Source organism: Marinomonas posidonica (assembly GCF_043643765.1).
Classification (GTDB): domain Bacteria; phylum Pseudomonadota; class Gammaproteobacteria; order Pseudomonadales; family Marinomonadaceae; genus Marinomonas; species Marinomonas posidonica_A.
The window spans coordinates 118,390-136,937 of record NZ_JBHZSP010000002.1 but is presented as its reverse complement, the minus strand read 5'-3'; the positions used below and the strand labels follow the sequence as shown (position 1 = coordinate 136,937).

The window sequence follows — 18,548 nt, the reverse complement described above, 5'->3', positions numbered from 1 at the left end:
TTATGTTACTAAGTAGTTTGTCCACTTTGATGGGCGCCATTCTGGTGCCGAGTGATTATTTGTGGCTGTATTCTACGCATATCACCTTTCTCTGTCTCTACCTAATGTACACAAAGCGCGTATTAGTTTTGTTTTTAACTTTTATTTCACTATTGTCAGTGGTGCTTTCAGAGGTGGAAGACGAACTGACTATCTTGCTAAGTCAAGAGGATGCGTATTTTATTAGTGTTGAGGACAAGCAAATCTTATTGCTGAGTGCTTTACCCAAAGAGGGCCCTGTAAGCCTAGCTAAGCAGGTTAAAGTGATCTTTCAGCGATTACCAGATCAACAATCAATTCGTTCAAATTTTGTCGAATTTAATGACTTCCGGTTGTTGCAAGCCAGTCAAATCCCACCTCATTTTAACAAAGTTGAGTTAGTTCGATATGCTTTGGCGGATAAAGAGGGGCCTTGGTGGTTGAAGAATTTATACATTCAAAGGCAAGCTGCTCAGCTGGTATTTAACGTTCAAGGTGAATGGCTAAAGCAATTACCGATGGGGGGGCGACACGAAGTATTGAAACGGCTTGATGAAAGCTTTCATACATTTGAGTCCTGGCGTTTTTCAAAAGCGTTATTACTCGGGGCGGATGATTTGTGGAGTCAAAGAGATACTTGGATAGTGAGGACGTTGGGGCTCGCACACTTATTCGTAGTATCGGGTTTGCACACGGGATTTATGGCGGTGATCGGTTTCGTTCTTGCTCGTGTGATTTGGTGGTTGTTACCCGCCAAGCTTTTATTAGTCGGTTTAACTCGTTGGCAGTTAGAGTGTGTTTTGGTGGTGCCCTTATTAATGCTTTATGGCTTTATGACGGATTGGGGGGAGCCGGTGGTTAGGGCGTCCATTATGCTCAGTGTGTACTTAATTAGCCGAGTATTGATGGTAAAGCTAAGTGCTTTTCAGGTGATTGGTTTTACCTTGTGGTTGGTGTTGTTTGTAAACCCAAGAAGCATATTAAGTCCTGGGCTATGGCTGTCGTTTAGCATGGTGTATTTGTTAATTGGTTTTTATCCAATAACACAATGGCAATGGCGTCGAATGATCTCCACTCAAGTGATGTTGAGTACTGCGTCTATGGTGTTGATTCTGGGGTGGCAAGACGCTATATCCATCGTATCCATTGCGGTTAATTTATTAATGATACCTTTTACTGCCAGTCTGTGGTTCCCGATCGGTATGATCGCTTGTCTTGAATCCCTAATCTTTCAAACTCAGTTTGTGTATTGTTTTCTAGACTGGGGGCTGGTCTATGTTATTGGTCTGCTTGAGTGGGTTGCATTTGAGTGTCCACTACTGAATTTTAATGTCATTACGTCTAGCATACCTAAGTTGCTTTTATTGTTGTGGCTGTTGTTTTGGGTTTTTCAAACGCCTTTGAAGCGTGGCGGAATAGCACTTGGCATTATCTGGATGTCGTTGTTTTCAAACTCTCTGTTCATTGAGCCTAAGGCTGATATGGTGTTGAGAAATCATCAAGGTAAGTTAGTATTGGAAAAAGGCGAAGAGCAATGGATAAATGATTGGGTTCAGTCTTCTGCTGGTTTGGAGCTAAACAACTTATTAACCAGCAATACCAACAAGGTCTCTATTAGGATGGTGCCAGATAAAGTCGATAGGCTTTCCCCATCAACCTTGTTAAAAATGAATCCCGATTGGCTTATCCTTGCCCACAACGACGAGTATTTAGACAACGTGATCCTCTCGGCACTGTCGATTAATTGGTTGAATATCGATCATTCTGAGATGTTATCTTTTTATTTTCGTGATGATGGCATTAGCCTTAAGCACAGCCAATGTCGATATTCATTTTTTCTCTTTAAATCTGACACTTGCAAGCGTGCAGAAAAGTTAGAGAGTGTGTTAAATTAGCATCAAACTTTAAATGGAGAATGCCCTTGCTAAGCTTTATTCAAACTGGTGGTGTTTTTATGTGGCCATTATTGGCTTGTTCAATTTTAACATTGGCCATCATTCTTGAACGATTTTGGACATTGCGAAAAAATAGTGTGGCGCCAAAAGGTTTACTGGGCGATGTGATGATGCGTCTGCGAGACGATAAAATGACGCTAGATTACATTCGTGGTATGCAGTCTAAAACGGGGTTAGCTTCTATCTTTGCCGCTGGTTTAGTGTCTTCTAAGCATGGTCGTGGTGCGATGAAAGAGAGTGTGCAAGAGGCAGCAAGCCATGTTATTCATGAGCTAGAGCGTTTTATGAATACCTTAGGGACCATCGCTGCCATCTCGCCTTTATTGGGCTTGTTGGGCACCGTGGTTGGTATGATTAAGGTCTTTTCCGTACTAATGGAGAACGGCGCGGGCAATACCGCTTTATTGGCCGGCGGCATTTCAGAAGCATTGCTGACCACGGCGGCAGGCTTAGGTGTTGCTATTCCGGCATTAATCTTCCATCGCTTTTTTAGCCGCCGTATTGATGAGCTTGTTGTGACCATGGAACAACAATCCACTAAGTTAGTTGATGCGATTCATGGTGATAGAGAAAAATCGGGAGTGGCCCAGTGAAATTTCGTCGTCAAAAAATAGATGACGTACAAATTAACCTGACGCCGTTAATCGATGTGGTTTTTTTGTTGTTAATCTTTTTTATGGTCAGCACTACGTTTAACCAAAGTACGGAACTGACCATTGATCTACCAACGGCGACTTCCGATGCTCCAGCGAGTGATCGAGATAAGACGGTTGAGTTAGTCATTACCGCTGATGGTCAATATGTGATTAATGGACAGACGCTGATCAATGAAAAAGTTGCAACATTAGTTCAAGGTTTAAGCGAAGTCACGCAAGGAGATAATACTCGCCCTTTGATTATCACGGCTGATGCACAGTCATCTTATGAAATGGTGTTAAGAGTGTATGATGCGGCCGCTAAGTTGGGTATTACTAAGCTGGCTCATACCGCGCAAAAAGAGTCTAATCCGTGAACATCGAGTCTTGCTTTACACGTGCTTGGTATCGAAAATTCGGCTGGACTCATGTCTTCCAACCCATTCAACCTATAGTTCGTTATCTTGTTGCCAAAAAACGCCAAAATTTTTTATTAGGGATAACGCCCAGTTATCGTGCACCGGTACCTGTCGTGGTGGTGGGTAACATTAGCGTTGGCGGCACGGGTAAGTCACCAATGGTGATCGCTCTATGTGAATTACTCACAGCAAGTGGATTGAAGGTCGGTATTATTTCACGTGGTCATGGGGTTACATTATCCAAACCGGAGAAGGTAGATGCCGAGAGCCTAGCAGAGGTCGTTGGCGACGAACCTGTTATGTTAGCACGTCGAACTCAGTGCCCAATGGTAGTCTTTCCGGAACGAAAAAAAGCCATTGAATTGCTATTAGAAGAACATATATTGGATGTCATCATTAGTGATGACGGTATGCAGCATTATGCTTTAGATCGTGATATTGAAATTGCCATGATAGATGCTCAACGAGGGTTGGGAAATGAGCAATTGTTGCCGGTTGGACCATTAAGAGAACCACAAGTTCGCCTCAATGACGTGGATTTTGTGGTGAGTATTACGCCGCAGCAAACCGATTCTTTAAAGGCTTTAAATCACCCCGTGCGTTTGATGGCGATAACCTCTGATTATTTATATTCGTTGGATGGTAAACGTCAGCTTGCTTGTGAGACAGCTTTTTTAGAGCGCCGACAGTGGCATGTGATGGCTGGTATTGGAAATCCCGAGCGGTTTAAGCGAACCTTAAAGGATAAGGGCTTAAACGAAGCTGCTTGCACTTATCAATGGTTTTCTGACCATCATGGGTTTAAAGCGTCGGACATTCCGAATGACAAAGCCGTTATTATGACGGAAAAAGACGCCGTAAAGTGTCAGGCTTTAGCCCTCAACAACTCAAATATTTGGTATCTGCCTATTTCGTTAGCCTTACCAGATGACTTTAAAGAGGCTTTTTTAGCCAAACTTAATTCGATAAAAGTAGAAGTGACTCATGAATAAATCATTATTAGATATTTTAGTCTGCCCAGTGACCAAGTCTGGTTTAACCTTGAGTAAAGATGGCACTGAGCTGGTCAGTAAAATGGGCGGCATGGCTTACCCGATTCGTGATGGCATTCCGGTTCTCTTAGAGACAGAAGCCCGCACGTTAAGCACGGATGAACGCCTGGAATCTGGTTCATCAAAATGACACCAATACGGGTACTTACTGTTTGCTTAGGAAATATTTGTCGCTCACCTGCTGCACAGGGGATTTTGCAGCATGAGGCTGAGCGTAAAGGTCTTAATCTTTCTCTAGATTCAGCTGGAACAGCGGCTTACCATATCGGCAAGCTTCCAGATCCTCGTTCCATAGAAACATTAAAACAAGTGGGTATCGATATCACCGGTCAACGGGCACGACAGGTGACAGAAGACGATTTCTACGTGTTTGATTGGATCTTAGCAATGGATCGTGCGAATTATCAGAAACTAAAGCAGCTTCAGCCAAGTCAATCTCCTGCTAAGTTAGTGATGTTTGGTGAATTTGCAGATTATGTGTCATTAGGTGAAGTGGACGATCCTTACTATGGTGGTGAAGAAGGCTTTACTGAAATGCGTCATCACCTCATTGAAATCGCTAAGCGCTTTTTAGATCATATCGCTTCCCATTAACGTATAACCATAAGCATGGACTCATGGACTCGACTCAACATATTAGTGATGCGACGATTTTACCACCAAGGGTAGAAAAAAACGTTTCTCTGCAGCAATACAATACATTTCGATTTGACTATCAGGCTGAATTTTTTGCCCTTGTAGACGATTTAATGACCCTAAAATCACTAGTGGATTGGGCCAAACAACACAATATCAAGGTCACCATGTTAGGGGGGGGCAGCAATCTTCTAATCAGTGCGGACATTCCTGGTCTGGTGATCATCAATCGCCTTAGAGGTTGTCATGCCAAGGAAGAAAGTGGCAATCGTATTAGTTTGATTGTGGGCGCTGGTGAAAATTGGCATGAAATAGTTGAGTTTACTGTGCAAAAACATTGGTTTGGTGTTGAGAATTTGGCGTTAATTCCGGGCACAGCAGGGGCCGCCCCAGTACAAAACATTGGTGCTTATGGTGTTGAAGTAAAGGATGCATTAGCCCGTGTTCAGGTTTTAGATCGAAACACTTTGGATGTCTACTGGATTAATGCGCAAGACTGTGGTTTTGCTTACCGTGATAGTCATTTTAAAGGTCAGTGGAAAGATAAATATTTCATTACTGCCATCGAACTAAGTTTAAAAAAACGCGCTGAATTCATGCTTAGCTATGGCGGACTAGTCAATCAAATTGATGGTGAGCCAAGCTTGAAAAAAGTGTTTCAAGCGGTTTGTCAGGTTCGCAGTAGTAAACTGCCAGACCCCAAAGTATTAGCCAATGCCGGCAGTTTTTTCAAAAACCCAATTGTCAGTATGGCGCAGCACACTCAACTCAAGAAATCGTTTCCATCATTAGTCTCATTCCCCCATGGTGATGCATTTAAACTGGCTGCTGGTTGGCTAATTGATCAAGCTGGGTGGAAAGGCAAAACGCAGCAGGGTGTAGGGGTGTATGAAAAACAAGCTTTGGTATTGGTGAATCATCAAGCCATAAAAGCCGAGCCATTATTGGAGCTTGAAGCCAATATAAAAGCCAATGTGTTCAATCTATATGGTGTTGAGCTAGAACGTGAGCCAGTGCAGTTACCCCTACTTGGTCAGAAAGAGCTAAGTGATAAGCTTAGTGGGGAGCCGCAAACTTGAAGGTTGGAGTGATTGATTCTGGCGCTGGAGGCTTAACCATCTTAAACGCTATCCATAAGAAGCAAGCCTATTTGGATTTACTGTATTTAGCGGATGATGGTTTTGCTCCCTATGGTGACAAAACAACAGAGCAACTACAGCAGCGTTTGATCACCATTGGTCAATTCTTTGAGCGGGAACAAGTTGCCGCTATCGTTGTGGCATGCAACACCGCGACGGTGGCCGCTATTGATACTCTTAGAGCGAATACCTATTTACCGGTTATTGGCGTTGAGCCAGCGGTAAAGCCCGCTTTTCGTTTAGGTAAACAACGTAGGGTGGCCGTGTTGGCAACGCCAGTGACAGCGAAAAGTCGTCGTTTAAATCAATTAATCGAGTTGTGGCAAGCAGACAGTCAGGTGCACATTATGTCGAGCGCTAGTCTGGCCTACGATATTGATGCTTGGCCAGAAAGTCAGACACGAGTTCGCCAGACCATTGAGTCATTGTGTGAAAAGATGAATCAGGACGAAGTAGATACCTTGGTGCTTGCTTGTACACATTATCCTTTAGTTAAGTCATATTTTGTCGAGTATCTAGGTGCTGATTGTGACATTGTTGAGCCCAGCGAAGGGGTGTCTTCGCAATTAAAAAGGCGTTTAGAAGCTGCTTATCCTGAACAAATGAGTTTGGCTATCTGTTCCGATAAAACGGGACAGATTGATTTATGCACGAGTTCATCAGAAGACAGTATAGAGCGGTTGTTACATTGGGTGTGCCAGCCTGATCGAGTAAAAAACAAGCGTATTGTCTCTATTTAGGCTGGATTAATAAAAGCCAAAATTTTATCTTTTTCCCACATGGCATCTTGGTAGCCTAATTCCATTAACGCGCGGCAATATTGTGGTGTAAATAGCAGATAACTGGCCGCTGAACTGATTTTGTCTGTTGATGATCCACCAGCCGATTTTAATAACACCCGGATATTCTTTGGTAGTGTATGCAGATAATGGTTGGCAATTTCATTTAATTCCTCTGAAGGGGAAATAATCAGAGTTTCAGTTGGCAATTGAGGGTAGTTTTGTCGCTTCTCAGCAGGTAAGTCTCGTATTAGTGAGTTCATCAATTCTAACTGATTAATGTCATCTTCTAAGTTATCAATAAACGCACTGTTTAATAGCTGGCCTAGAATCTGCGCCATGCTTGGTGCACTGACTTCATTTTTATCATCTGATAGCGACCATTTTTTTGGACTTCGATTACCACTTACTCCGATAATAAATAATTTCTCAGCGCCTAATTGCAGAGCAGGGTAGATGGCGGATTTTTGACGAATCGCACCGTCTCCGTAATAGTGTTGATTGATTTTATGGGCAGGAAAAATCGCAGGTATGGCACTGGATGCCAGTAAATGATCCACCCCCAGCTTAGTCTTCATACCCTTACGGCGTTTACCTTGCCAGTTTTGCAATGAGTCTCGTCCTTCAAAAAACGTCGTTGATTCTCCTGTACTGTAACTCATCGCCGTCACCGCTAGGGCTGATAGTCGTTCGTTATCGATGGCTTGCTGAATTTTTGTGAAATCCAAATGATTGCTGAGTAGTTCCCGTAAGGGGGCATTGTTCATGATGGCAATGGCTTCAGCGTGATTGTGAAGGTGAAAAAGTGACAGCAGGGTCTTGGTCACAGAGGTGGCTAACGGCCATCTTCCTAACGTATAAATTTGATCTGGGCTTAAGTGCCGCCAAACAAACGCCAGAGTGGAAACTGCTTTAGAAAAATTATCCGCATAGGATGCCAGCATAGTGGCATTTAATGCGCCTGCTGATGTGCCACATAATATCGGAAAGGGTAACGCGGTTTTTTTCGGTAACATTTTCCCCATTGCAGATAAAACGCCGACTTGATAGGCTGCTCTTGCACCACCACCCGATAAAATCAAAGCATTATTGTTTTTCATAACATCCAAGCCAGCTGATTGTTTCTTATAAACAATTTATCACTGTCATTGAGTATGATGAAGAAAGATCAAAAAATCCAATCCTGTTATGCGTTTAGATAATTATTGTGCCGTTCTGATATTACATTTATGTGGACGAAGACGGATTTGTCGTTCACAATCTCATCTATACTTAACATTGCAAAACAATAATAAGGACGAATTAAATGAATTCTTCTGTTGTCATTAGCGGAGTCGGGTTATGGACTCCTGCACATTCCATCACGAATGAAGAACTCGTCGATAGCTATAACGCATGGGCGGAAAAATACAATTCAACGAATGCAAAAGCGATTGAGCAAGGCGAATTAGAGGCAAAGCCCTTATCCAGTGCGGCGTTTATTGAAAAAGCGTCGGGTATTAAAAGTCGTTATATTTATTCGAAAGAGGGCGCGTTAGACATTGATCGAATGCGCCCTTTGCTATCCCCTCGCGGGGATGATGAAGTCTCTCATCAGGCCGAAATGGCGATTGCCGCTGCAAACAAGGCCTTGGTTGCAGCCAATAAAAAGCCTGCCGACATCGATATGGTCATTGTCTCTTGCGCTTATACCCAACGATCTTATCCTGCCATTGCTATTGAAGTGCAGTCTGCACTAGGTATTGAAGGGTTTGCCTTTGATATGCTGGTGGCGTGTTCTGCGGCGACCTTTGGTTTGCAGCGCGCAGTTGATGCGGTAAAAGCGGGAACGGCAAAAGGGGTCTTGGTGATCAACCCAGAGCTGACTTCAGCACAGGTGAATTATATGGATCGCGACTCGCACTTTATTTTTGGTGATGTGGCGACAGCGACAGTGGTTGAGCTGGCGGAAACCTGCCAATCTGATCATTCATTTGAGGTGTTAAGCACCAAGTGTGTAACGTCCTATTCTAATAATATCCGTTCGAACTTTGGCTATCTGACTCGTATTACAGACGAAGACCCTTATGGTGCAGATAAGTTATTTCATCAAAATGGTCGTAAGGTTTTCAAAGAAGTATGCCCTATGGCAGCCGATCATATTGAAAGCCATTTGAGTAGCGAAGGCATTCAAGTATCACAGCTGAAGCGCTGGTGGCTGCACCAAGCGAATATTAATATGAATTTATTAATCAGTAAGCGTTTGCTAGGACGTGATGCGACGTTAGAGGAAGCGCCAGTGGTATTGGATGAATACGCGAATACCGCTTCTGCCGGTTCCATTATTGCCTTTGCGAAATACCATGAAGATCTACAACAAGGTGATATTGGTGTGATTTGTTCGTTTGGAGCAGGTTACTCTATTGGTAGTTTGATACTGAAAAAACGTTAATCCTGATTGGTTTAGTGAGTAACATTGAACGAACTCAGCCAGCACGGGCTCAACTGGTATTTCTGTTTACTGGTTGAGCCCGTTTTGTGGTTAAGATAACTCATTGAAAATTTAATGATTTTAGGCGAGACTTTATTGTAAATACATTCAATAGGGCTCTCTAAATGGCAATCCATCCACAAGCAGGACAGCTTGCACATCACGATTCTTTGGTGAATTTACCGCAACTGATGACAGCGTATTATCGCAATAAGCCAGATGTTGTAAATCATCCAGATGAAAAAGTCAGCTTTGGTACTTCTGGTCATCGCGGTAGCGCTCTACAAACCACTTTTAATGAAGATCACATTCTCGCCATTTCACAGGCATTGGCAGAATATCGAGTGGCTCAAAAGATCACTGGCCCCGTCTACTTAGCTAAAGATACTCATGCTTTGTCTGAGGCGGCTTTTCAAACCGTATTAAGTGTGTTGGTAGCAAATAATATCAAGGTGCTCGTACAGGCGGGAGGTGGCTTTACGCCGACACCAGTAGTCTCTCATGCTGTTTTAACTCACAACGCGAATGCAAGCGAATTAAGTGATGGTATTATCATTACACCGTCTCATAATCCACCAGAAGATGGCGGCATAAAATACAACTCCATCAAAGGTGGTCCAGCTGATAAAGACATTACAGATTGGGTAGCCAATCGTGCGAATCAATTATTAGTGACGGGTTTACAAGATGTTAAGTCGGCTCAGCAAAGTGAAATAGACACCTCAGATTTGATCGAATCATTTGATTATATTGAGCATTATGTCAGTGATTTAGAAAATGTGATTGATATGGAAGCCATTGCGAAAGCCAAGATTCGCATTGGTGTTGATCCTATGGGCGGATCCGGTATTCACTATTGGAAACCCATTGCAGATCGATATGGGTTAGACATTACTGTTGTTAATACAGAAGTAGACCCGACATTTCGATTTGTACCATTGGATAAAGATGGTCGTATCCGCATGGACTGCTCATCGCCTTATTCCATGCAGTCTTTACTCAAATTAAAAGACGATTTTGATATTGCGGTTGGCAATGACCCTGATTACGACCGCCATGGTATCGTCTGTGCCAAGTCTGGCTTAATGAACCCAAATGCGTATCTGGCTGTCGCCATCGAATATTTGTCACAACATCGTCCACATTGGCCTGCGGATACCATGTTTGGTAAAACCCTTGTTTCTAGCGGCATGATTGATCGTGTGGTGAATGGCTTAAACAAACAATTGTGCGAAGTCCCTGTTGGTTTCAAATGGTACGTAGAAGGTATGTACCAAGGCACCATGGGGTTTGGCGGCGAAGAAAGTGCTGGTGCCTCTTTTTTGCGTAAGGATGCTAGCGTTTGGACCACAGACAAAGACGGCATCATTATGGCGTTATTGGCGGCGGAAATATTAGCGGTAACAGGTAAAGACCCGCAGAGTCTGTATGAGGCGCAAGTGGCGCGTTACGGCAAACCTCACTATAAACGTATTGATGTGGCTGCGACGCCTGCGCAAAAACGTTTATTGGGTGCTTTACAGGCTGACAATGTGACGCAAACAGAACTCGCAGGAGAGAAAATTGAGTCGATTCTAACTCATGCTCCGGGAAATCAAGCCGCCATTGGTGGACTAAAAGTGTCTACCGCGAATGGTTGGTTCGCGGCGCGTCCATCCGGTACGGAAAATGTCTATAAAATTTATCTGGAAAGTTTTGTTTCAGAGGCGCATTTATTAGCACTTGAAGTAGAAGCAAAAGCCTTAGTCGATTCTGTACTGTCTTAACTGAATATTAGGATGTCGCATCCATTAAGGAGAAGCCAGCGATAAGCTGGCTTTTTTATGTCAAAGCTCAGTCAGGCGGGTCAGCCATTTATTGAGGGAAAACCCCAAGGGATTACTCAGTTTTTGCGCCATGGTTTTAAGCTCTTTAGCAGTATTATCTGGTTTTTGCTTGCCGGCTAAAATCACCCAATTACCGCTTCCTGTGTCCAGCGCACTGACGGAACGGAAATGTTCTTTTAGGCATTGGGTTAAATCGTCATTGTGCTTTTGATCTATCCAACAGTTAAGAACAAGCCAGCCTGTTTCTTTAATGTTTTTGGCACAGTTTTCAATAAAGCTAGGTGCAAGAACATGAATGTCCATGCCTTGAGTGTTGTAGATGTCTGTCATTAACAGATCGACTTTTTTGTCGAGTCCTTGTTCAACATGGTCAATGGCATTATCTAAGGTTAGCTGAATGCGTTTGCCTCTTGGCAGTTTAAAAAATAGCTCAGCGGCATCCAAAACGTCCGCCCTTAATTCAACGGCGCTAATTTGCACACTGGGCACAGTGTGATACAAAGCATGAATCAAGGTGCCACCACCTAGACCCAAAATGCATACTCTCTTTGGCTGACAAAACAACAATGAGAGCATCATGGCTTGAGTGTATTCGTGCTGTAATATGTGCGGTGTGGATAAGCGAATGCGACTTTGTTCATCACCGTCAGCAAAAGACAAAATTCGATATTGCCCATCATCAAAAACTCGAATGGGGCCAAATTCATCGGCAGCATCATACAATAAGTTGTGTTGGCTCATGGTGATCCTTGTTGAGTATCGTTCCCTCATGTAAATTCGACCAGAATTTAGGCCTGAAGAAAGGGCGCAATACAAATAATTAGAGTGGCGGATTCTAACAAAAAAAACATTAGGATAATCTGTCTATGTGCCATTCTGAGTATAATGAGCATATTCCTTTTATGAATCGACTTTGGTTAGGCTGTTTGTGTCATTAATTCAATCCATCAATCTTAATTTTTTAGGTGCGTCTACACTTAACCAAACGTATCAGTTGGACATTTATCGTGGCGATTTAGAGCACGCTAAAGCGCCAGGAAACAAGTGGCATAAGTTGCGCTATCATTTAAAGGCTGCAGAACAACAAAATGCCAAATACATTGGTTCTTTAGGTGGGCCTTATTCAAATCATTTACATGCCTTGGCGGCCAGTCTAGCGGATAGAGATGAACAGGCTATTCTGCTAGTGCGAGGCGAGTTACAGACTGGCTTAACGCCAACGTTACAAGACGCAGTTGCAGACGGAGCGGAACTCTGGCCGAGTCAACGTTCGGATTTCCGCTTAGGCTTGGAAGCGAATGTGGTAAAACATATTTCACAGCTCTATCCAGAAATTTATTGGGTCCCTGAAGGGGGCGGTGGTGTATTAGGTGCAGAAGGTTGTGCGGATTGGGCGAATACTATTGGAGCTACATCTGGTCAATATTCCGCTTGGGCTATTGCGGCAGGTACGGGGACCACAGCAGCGGGCATTTTATCAAGTGAGGCCTGCCCGAAACTTGAGGTGTTTAGCGCCCTAAAAGGTATGGCTCAACAGCGTGCTAAGATTATTAGCTTGGCGGCTAATATTGTAAAACAACAAGACGACTTACAACATATTAGTGATCGTCTAGGGTTTCATGATGACGCACATCTGGGCGGTTATGCTAAGCTTCCATTGGAATTAACGATGTTTTTAAAAGCCTTTTTTGAGGCAAACCCCGATGTTGAATTAGACCCTGTTTATACGTCAAAAGTGCTCTTTAGTCTTTGGCATAAAATGAAAGCTGGTTCTTGGCCGCATACTAAAACCCTTATGATTCATACTGGAGGAATGCAAGGGTGGCGAGGATACGCGTCGCATCAGACTCCGTTTTGAAAGAAAAAAGTCAATCTGAGTTTGATATTAAGCTTCGCTCATAGCGAATATAGCCTGCTTCATGTTAAAGTGGCGCAAATTATGTAAGACTCCAATAGCGATCGCAGTGAGTTCATTTGTATACATTGAAAGCAGGAAAGAGAAGGACGCATGAGTCTTTTTAAACGTATTGGCATTATTGCTCGATTAGACAAACCGCAAATTTTAGACACCGTGAAGAAGTTAATGGATTATCTTCAGGATAAAGAGGTGCAACCTGTTCTCGAAAGCCAATTGGCGGCGATGATGCCTGGCATCAAAGTAGCGCAAGCCCCACTTAAAGAGTTGGGTGATCATTGTGATATGGTCATGGTCGTAGGTGGCGACGGTAGTTTCTTAGGCGCTGCCCGTGCAATTTGTAACTATGATATTCCAGTACTGGGGATTAACCGTGGTACTTTGGGCTTTTTGACCGACATTTCTCCTCAACACCTACAAGAAGAATTAGACCCTATTTTGGCAGGCGAATATCATGAAGAGAAACGCTTTATGATAGAGGCTAAGATTAAACGCCAGAATCGACCAAGTGGTGATGGCATCGCGTTAAACGATTTGGTTTTGCACCCAGGTAAATCGGCTCGAATGATACGTTTTGATCTTTTTATTGATGATCAGTTTGTCATGAATCAAAAGTCCGATGGTTTGATTGTGGCCACGCCAACAGGATCAACGGCGTATGCTTTATCCGCTGGTGGACCAATCATGTTACCGAAACTAGATGCCTTGGTGCTGGTTCCTATGCACCCACATACCCTAAGTAATCGTCCTATTGTGATTGATGCTAATGCGAAAATTCGAATTGTGGTATGTGAGTCCAATTTGACCTATCCAAGCGTAAGTTGTGATGGGCAATTGAACATTACTGCGGCTCCTGGTGACGAGATTCATATTACCAAGAAGCAGGGTGGCATTCGCCTTATTCATCCAAAGGATCATGACTTCTACAATGTTTGTCGTGATAAGCTGGGGTGGCAGTCAAGTTATCGTCCTTAATCTGATAGATTAAGCTGGTATTGTCTAAAAAAGGTATCTTTTTAGAATTTCATGTATTTCGTATATCGCTTTGACACGACAGAAGAACCGCAATTACTGGCTAATGCTTTATGGCATCATAAAGTAGCTCATCAAATTGTTGAGAATCAAGGGGCAAGAGAGTTATGGCTGCTGGACGCCAGTCAACAGGCCACAGTTCAACAATTAATTTTGATTTGGAAAGAAGATCCATCCCTGTTACAAAATTCTCATGTCAATCAGGCTCCCGAACGAAAATCACCAAGCAACTTAATGATGCAGGCCAAACAATCACCTTTAACTGTGATGGTATTGATGATCAGCTTTGTTGTTGCCGTTGCGACCGAATTAGGAGCCAACCTTTCTTTAGTCAGTCTGTTTACCATTAGTCCATTTGATGTGACGAACGGTCATATTTATTTTATGAATTTATCCGATGTTATGGCGAAAGCTGAATATTGGCGTATTTTAACGCCAGCTTTTTTGCATTTTAGTGTGGTTCATATTGTATTTAATTGCCTATGGGTATGGGATATTGGCCGTAAGTTAGAGGTGCTGGTTGGTAAGCTTGTGTGGATATTGACGGTGTTGATTACCGCAATATTAAGTAACGTTTTACAATTCTATTTCAGTGGTTATCCAATTTTTGGCGGTTTGTCTGGTGTGGTATATGGTTTGATCGGTTTTGCTTGGTTATTGCCGATTGTTCGTTCACATTACCCTGTTTTGATCAGTAAGGGCTTAATGGTCTTTTTCATGATTTGGTTGGGCGTGGGCTTCACGTCATTGCCTGAAACACTGGGGTTAGGCAATATCGCTAACACAGCACATACAATCGGTTTGCTCTCCGGGTTGGCGCTTTGTGTGTGCTTTGGGTTATTTGATGCATTTTTTGGTAAACAGATTAAAGCCGATTAAATGCTTGAGCTGATTCGGTTTAAAGAGAGAAAACATGAACTTTAAAGAAATGATCGACAATATGTCACCAGAAGTCTACGCCAGCCTGAAACAAGCCGTAGAGCTTGGCAAGTGGCCAAATGGCGTACGCTTAACGGAAGAACAAAAAGAATTATGCTTGCAAGCGGTAATTACCTACGACTACACCAATAAGTCTGAAGAAAAACGCGTGGGTTTCATTGATACGCAAGTTCACCAGGGTTGTGACAGCAAACAATCGACCAATGAACATGAAACCATAAAATGGGTGGATAATTCAGCAGAAGGCAAGTCCTAATGCTGCAAGGTCAAATTCGTAAGATGAAGGTTGAAGCCATCGATGGCAAGGTGCAATACCAACTTAATCTGGACGATCAATGCCAGCAGATGAATGATCTTTTGGGGCAAAGAATTCGTTTGGACTTCAGTGGTGACATTCATTGCATTCACTGTCACAAAAAGACCAAGAAATCGTTCAGTCAGGGCTATTGTTTTAATTGCTTTCGTAAACTTGCCGCTTGCGATACGTGCATCATGAGTCCGGAGAAATGCCATTTTCATTTGGGTACTTGTCGTGAGCCTGAGTGGGCTGAGCAATTTTGCATGCAAAGCCATTATGTTTATCTGGCTAATTCATCTGCATTAAAAATTGGTATTACTCGTGGCGATCAGCTGCCAATCCGTTGGATTGACCAAGGGGCTACCCAAGCTAGACCGATTTTTCGTGTTGAGAATCGTCGTTTGTCTGGTTTGGTTGAAACCTTATTTAAATCCGAAGTAGCGGATAAAACCAACTGGCGTAATATGCTAAAAGGTTCGGATCTGGTGTTGGATCTTGAGGCCGAACAAGAACGCTTGATTAGTCAGTTATACGAGGGGTTAGACTCACTGCAGCAAGAGTTTGGCCTACAAGCCATTACCGATTTGTCGGATCAGAATGAAACCCACGAATTTACCTATCCAGTGTTGGAATACCCCACTAAGATCACCAGTCTAAATGCAGAGAAAACACCCGTGATTGAAGGGGTGTTAATGGGTATCAAAGGCCAATATTTGATTCTCGATACTGGTGTCATCAATTTACGCAAATACACAGGTTACCAAGCCAGTTTAAGTTTCTAGGAGAGTGATTATGAAAGAGAGTCATCCGTCAGCGATTTACCTGAAAGACTACAAAGTCCCTCCGTTTCTGATCGATAAAACAGAATTAACCTTTGAGTTAGACGAAGCCACAACGGTAGTGACATCCAAGTTGCACATGCGACGCAACCCAGACTCAAAGGAAAATACTGCTCCTTTGGTTTTGGATGGCGGTGAAGATGTTAAGTTAGTAGCGGTTGCCATGGATGATTATGTGTTACCGTCTGGTGAATATCAGCTGGTGGACAATCAGCTAATAATCACCGCCACAGCAGACAGCTTTGTACTGACTTGCGAAACCCTAATTGAACCGCAAAACAACACTCGCTTAGAAGGTTTATATCGTTCTTCTTCTATGTTCTGCACTCAGTGTGAGGCAGAAGGTTTCCGTCACATTACCTATTACCTTGATCGCCCTGATGTGATGTCGGTATTCACCACAAGAATCATTGCTGATGCAGAAAAATACCCAGTGATGCTGTCTAATGGTAATGAAATTGCTCGTGAGATTCAGGATGATGGCAAAACCTCTGTGGTCTGGCACGACCCCTTCCCAAAACCTGCGTACTTGTTTGCTCTTGTCGCTGGTAATCTAGAAGTCAAAAATGACACCTTTTTGACGCAGAGCCAGCGAGAAGTAAAGCTGCAAATTTTCACGGAAGCCCACAACATCGACAAAGTTGACTACGCAATGGAAGCCTTAAAGCGATCCATGCGTTGGGATGAAGAAGTTTATGGTCGAGAGTATGACTTAGATATCTTCATGATTGTCGCGGTGGATGACTTCAATATGGGGGCGATGGAAAATAAAGGCTTGAATATCTTTAATTCCTCATGCTTGCTCGCCAGTCCTGAAACCACCACAGACGATACTTATTTGCGTGTGGAAGCCATTGTGGCGCATGAATACTTTCATAACTGGTCTGGTAACCGAGTGACTTGTCGTGACTGGTTCCAGTTAAGTTTGAAAGAAGGCTTCACTGTATTCCGTGATCAAAGCTTTTCAGCGGACATGCATTCAGACACAGTAAAGCGTGTTGAAGATGTGTCCTTCTTGAAAACCGCTCAGTTTGCTGAAGACGCAGGTCCAATGGCGCATCCTGTTCGTCCTGCTTCCTTTATTGAAATTTCTAATTTTTATACCTTAACCGTGTATGAAAAGGGCGCTGAGATTGTGCGCATGATTCATACTTTGTTAGGCGCAGAGAAGTTCCGCAAAGGCTCGGATTTGTATTTTGAGCGTCACGACGGCCAAGCCGTGACTTGTGATGATTTCGTCGCCGCCATGCAAGAGGCTTCCGGTGTCGATCTGACGCAATTTAAACGCTGGTACTCTCAAGCTGGCACACCACAGATTCATGTCGTCGATGAATACGATGAACAAGGTCAAACCTATCGTCTAACCTTACAGCAAGAAACACCAGCCACCCCTGGCCAACCAACTAAGTTGCCTTTGCATATTCCCGTGCGTGTTGGCTTGATTGATCAATCAGGTAATGCGCTTTTAGCCTCGTTCAATGACGATTCGTCCGACGAGCATTTGTTGGAATTGACAGAAGCCGAGCAAGTATTTGAATTCACGCAAGTTGCAACCAAGCCTGTGCCTTCTTTGCTAAGAGGGTTCTCTGCGCCAGTGAAGCTGTCTTACGACTATTCTTCTGCGGATTTGTTGTTGCTGTTGTCCGCTGATCAGGACGGTTTTAATCGTTGGAACGCTGGCCAGCAGTTAGCGGTGAATGAGCTTAATACCTTAATTGAGCAAGCGATCGCTGGAGAAGCTCTGTCTCTAACCTCAAACTTAGTGGAAGGTTTCAAAGCGCTATTACAAAACGATAATTTAGACCCTGCGATGGTGGCTTTGATCTTGAATCTGCCAAGTCAGGCTTATTTGTCAGAGTTGGCTCAGGTAATTCATCCTAATGCCATTAAACAAGCTCGCCAGTATTTGAAAAAACAGATAGCAGAGTCTTTGCAAACTGAATTTGCTCAAGCTTATCAGCAACATCAGGTTACGGGTCCATATCAGGCGGAAGCAAAAGACATTGCCAGTCGTTCATTAAAAAACCTTGCTTTGTCTTATTGGTTGGAAAGTGGTGCTGAGGCAGCGAAACAGTCCGTTGTTGACCAGTTTGAATCGGCAGATAATATGACGGATCAATTTGCCGCGTTATCCATTGCCGTCCACAACGGTCATGATAAAGCGGACAATCTGCTCGATGCTTTTTATCAGCAATGGCAGAATGAACCTTTGGTCGTGAATAAATGGTTAATGCTGAGCGCCAGCCGCGAGCAGGAAAAGGCCGTTGATAGTATGAAAACGTTAATGAAACACGACGCGTTTGACCTTAAAAATCCAAATAAAGTGCGTTCTCTTTTGGGTGGGTTTGGTCAAAATATTTCCGCGTTTCATCATGTTGACGGCAGCGGTTATCAATTCCTAGCGGATCAAATATTAGTCTTGGATAAGCGAAATCCGCAAATCGCTTCTCGTCTTTGCACGCCATTAACACGCTGGAAGAAAATGGCGCCAGAATTACGTGTTAAAATGAAAGCTGAACTAGAGCGTATTATGGCCGATGACTTATCGAAAGATGTGTATGAAGTGATTTCAAAAAGTCTCGCTTAACACAACGGG

18 protein-coding genes are annotated in these 18,548 nt (G+C 43.3%); 16 read left to right on the top strand and 2 right to left on the bottom strand.

Annotated elements, in window-relative coordinates:
- Positions 1-2 precede the first annotated feature (2 nt).
- From ACHUFM_RS02685 to murI, 8 genes are read left to right on the top strand one after another with little or no spacing between them, the layout of a single operon-like run.
- Complete coding sequence (locus ACHUFM_RS02685; RefSeq protein ID WP_394179307.1) at positions 3-1,913, top strand: ComEC/Rec2 family competence protein; 1,911 nt, start codon at positions 3-5, stop codon at positions 1,911-1,913.
- Between the two features lie 26 nt (positions 1,914-1,939).
- Positions 1,940-2,566, top strand: coding sequence for a MotA/TolQ/ExbB proton channel family protein (locus ACHUFM_RS02680; protein ID WP_063334339.1), 627 nt, complete (start codon positions 1,940-1,942; stop codon positions 2,564-2,566).
- Positions 2,563-2,985, top strand: a complete 423-nt coding sequence (locus tag ACHUFM_RS02675) for an ExbD/TolR family protein (RefSeq protein ID WP_394179304.1) — start codon at positions 2,563-2,565, stop codon at positions 2,983-2,985. The genes ACHUFM_RS02680 and ACHUFM_RS02675 overlap by 4 nt, the downstream gene beginning before the upstream one ends.
- Positions 2,982-4,019, top strand: a complete 1,038-nt coding sequence (gene lpxK, locus ACHUFM_RS02670; protein WP_394179302.1) for a tetraacyldisaccharide 4'-kinase — start codon at positions 2,982-2,984, stop codon at positions 4,017-4,019. The genes ACHUFM_RS02675 and lpxK overlap by 4 nt, the downstream gene beginning before the upstream one ends.
- Positions 4,012-4,209, top strand: coding sequence for a Trm112 family protein (locus tag ACHUFM_RS02665; protein ID WP_394179299.1), 198 nt, complete (start codon positions 4,012-4,014; stop codon positions 4,207-4,209). The genes lpxK and ACHUFM_RS02665 overlap by 8 nt, the downstream gene beginning before the upstream one ends.
- Complete coding sequence (locus tag ACHUFM_RS02660; RefSeq protein ID WP_394179297.1) at positions 4,206-4,673, top strand: low molecular weight protein-tyrosine-phosphatase; 468 nt, start codon at positions 4,206-4,208, stop codon at positions 4,671-4,673. Before ACHUFM_RS02665 ends, ACHUFM_RS02660 begins: the two co-directional genes overlap by 4 nt.
- Before the next feature lie 23 nt (positions 4,674-4,696).
- Positions 4,697-5,794, top strand: a complete 1,098-nt coding sequence (gene murB / locus ACHUFM_RS02655; RefSeq protein ID WP_394179295.1) for a UDP-N-acetylmuramate dehydrogenase — start codon at positions 4,697-4,699, stop codon at positions 5,792-5,794.
- Positions 5,791-6,594 (top strand): glutamate racemase, encoded by an 804-nt coding sequence (gene murI, locus ACHUFM_RS02650; RefSeq protein ID WP_394179293.1) that lies wholly within the window; start codon positions 5,791-5,793, stop codon positions 6,592-6,594. The genes murB and murI overlap by 4 nt, the downstream gene beginning before the upstream one ends.
- On the opposite strand, the gene ACHUFM_RS02645 is transcribed toward murI, so the two are convergent.
- On the bottom strand, positions 6,591-7,733 hold the full coding sequence (locus ACHUFM_RS02645) for a patatin-like phospholipase family protein (protein ID WP_394179291.1): 1,143 nt from the start codon (positions 7,731-7,733) through the stop codon (positions 6,591-6,593). The genes murI and ACHUFM_RS02645 overlap by 4 nt on opposite strands.
- A 206-nt stretch (positions 7,734-7,939) precedes the next feature.
- Here ACHUFM_RS02645 and ACHUFM_RS02640 point away from each other — a divergent pair, with 206 nt between their 5' ends.
- Together ACHUFM_RS02640 and pgm are read left to right on the top strand one after the other, a co-directional pair.
- Positions 7,940-9,064: a beta-ketoacyl-ACP synthase III gene (locus tag ACHUFM_RS02640; protein ID WP_394179289.1), complete on the top strand. Its 1,125-nt coding sequence runs from the start codon at positions 7,940-7,942 to the stop codon at positions 9,062-9,064.
- Between the two features lie 164 nt (positions 9,065-9,228).
- The gene (gene pgm, locus ACHUFM_RS02635; protein ID WP_394179287.1) at positions 9,229-10,869 is read left to right on the top strand and encodes a phosphoglucomutase (alpha-D-glucose-1,6-bisphosphate-dependent); all 1,641 of its coding nucleotides are present in this window, start codon (positions 9,229-9,231) and stop codon (positions 10,867-10,869) included.
- Positions 10,870-10,929: 60 nt separating this feature from the next.
- On the opposite strand, the gene ACHUFM_RS02630 is transcribed toward pgm, so the two are convergent.
- Positions 10,930-11,670 (bottom strand): spermidine synthase, encoded by a 741-nt coding sequence (locus tag ACHUFM_RS02630; RefSeq protein WP_394179285.1) that lies wholly within the window; start codon positions 11,668-11,670, stop codon positions 10,930-10,932.
- 187 nt (positions 11,671-11,857) lie between these two features.
- Here ACHUFM_RS02630 and ACHUFM_RS02625 point away from each other — a divergent pair, with 187 nt between their 5' ends.
- From ACHUFM_RS02625 to pepN, 6 genes are all read left to right on the top strand, one after another.
- On the top strand, positions 11,858-12,787 hold the full coding sequence (locus ACHUFM_RS02625; protein ID WP_394179283.1) for a cysteine desulfhydrase: 930 nt from the start codon (positions 11,858-11,860) through the stop codon (positions 12,785-12,787).
- A 150-nt stretch (positions 12,788-12,937) separates the two neighbouring features.
- Positions 12,938-13,819, top strand: coding sequence for an NAD(+) kinase (locus tag ACHUFM_RS02620; protein WP_394179281.1), 882 nt, complete (start codon positions 12,938-12,940; stop codon positions 13,817-13,819).
- Positions 13,820-13,870: 51 nt separating this feature from the next.
- Positions 13,871-14,755, top strand: coding sequence for a rhomboid family intramembrane serine protease (locus ACHUFM_RS02615; RefSeq protein WP_394179279.1), 885 nt, complete (start codon positions 13,871-13,873; stop codon positions 14,753-14,755).
- A gap of 34 nt (positions 14,756-14,789) precedes the next feature.
- Entirely contained in the window at positions 14,790-15,071 is a 282-nt protein-coding gene (locus ACHUFM_RS02610) for a YeaC family protein (RefSeq protein ID WP_063334332.1), read from the top strand.
- Complete coding sequence (locus ACHUFM_RS02605) at positions 15,071-15,895, top strand: DUF2797 domain-containing protein (RefSeq protein WP_394179277.1); 825 nt, start codon at positions 15,071-15,073, stop codon at positions 15,893-15,895. Before ACHUFM_RS02610 ends, ACHUFM_RS02605 begins: the two co-directional genes overlap by 1 nt.
- A gap of 10 nt (positions 15,896-15,905) precedes the next feature.
- The gene (gene pepN, locus ACHUFM_RS02600; protein WP_394179275.1) at positions 15,906-18,539 is read left to right on the top strand and encodes an aminopeptidase N; all 2,634 of its coding nucleotides are present in this window, start codon (positions 15,906-15,908) and stop codon (positions 18,537-18,539) included.
- Positions 18,540-18,548: the final 9 nt, after the last annotated feature.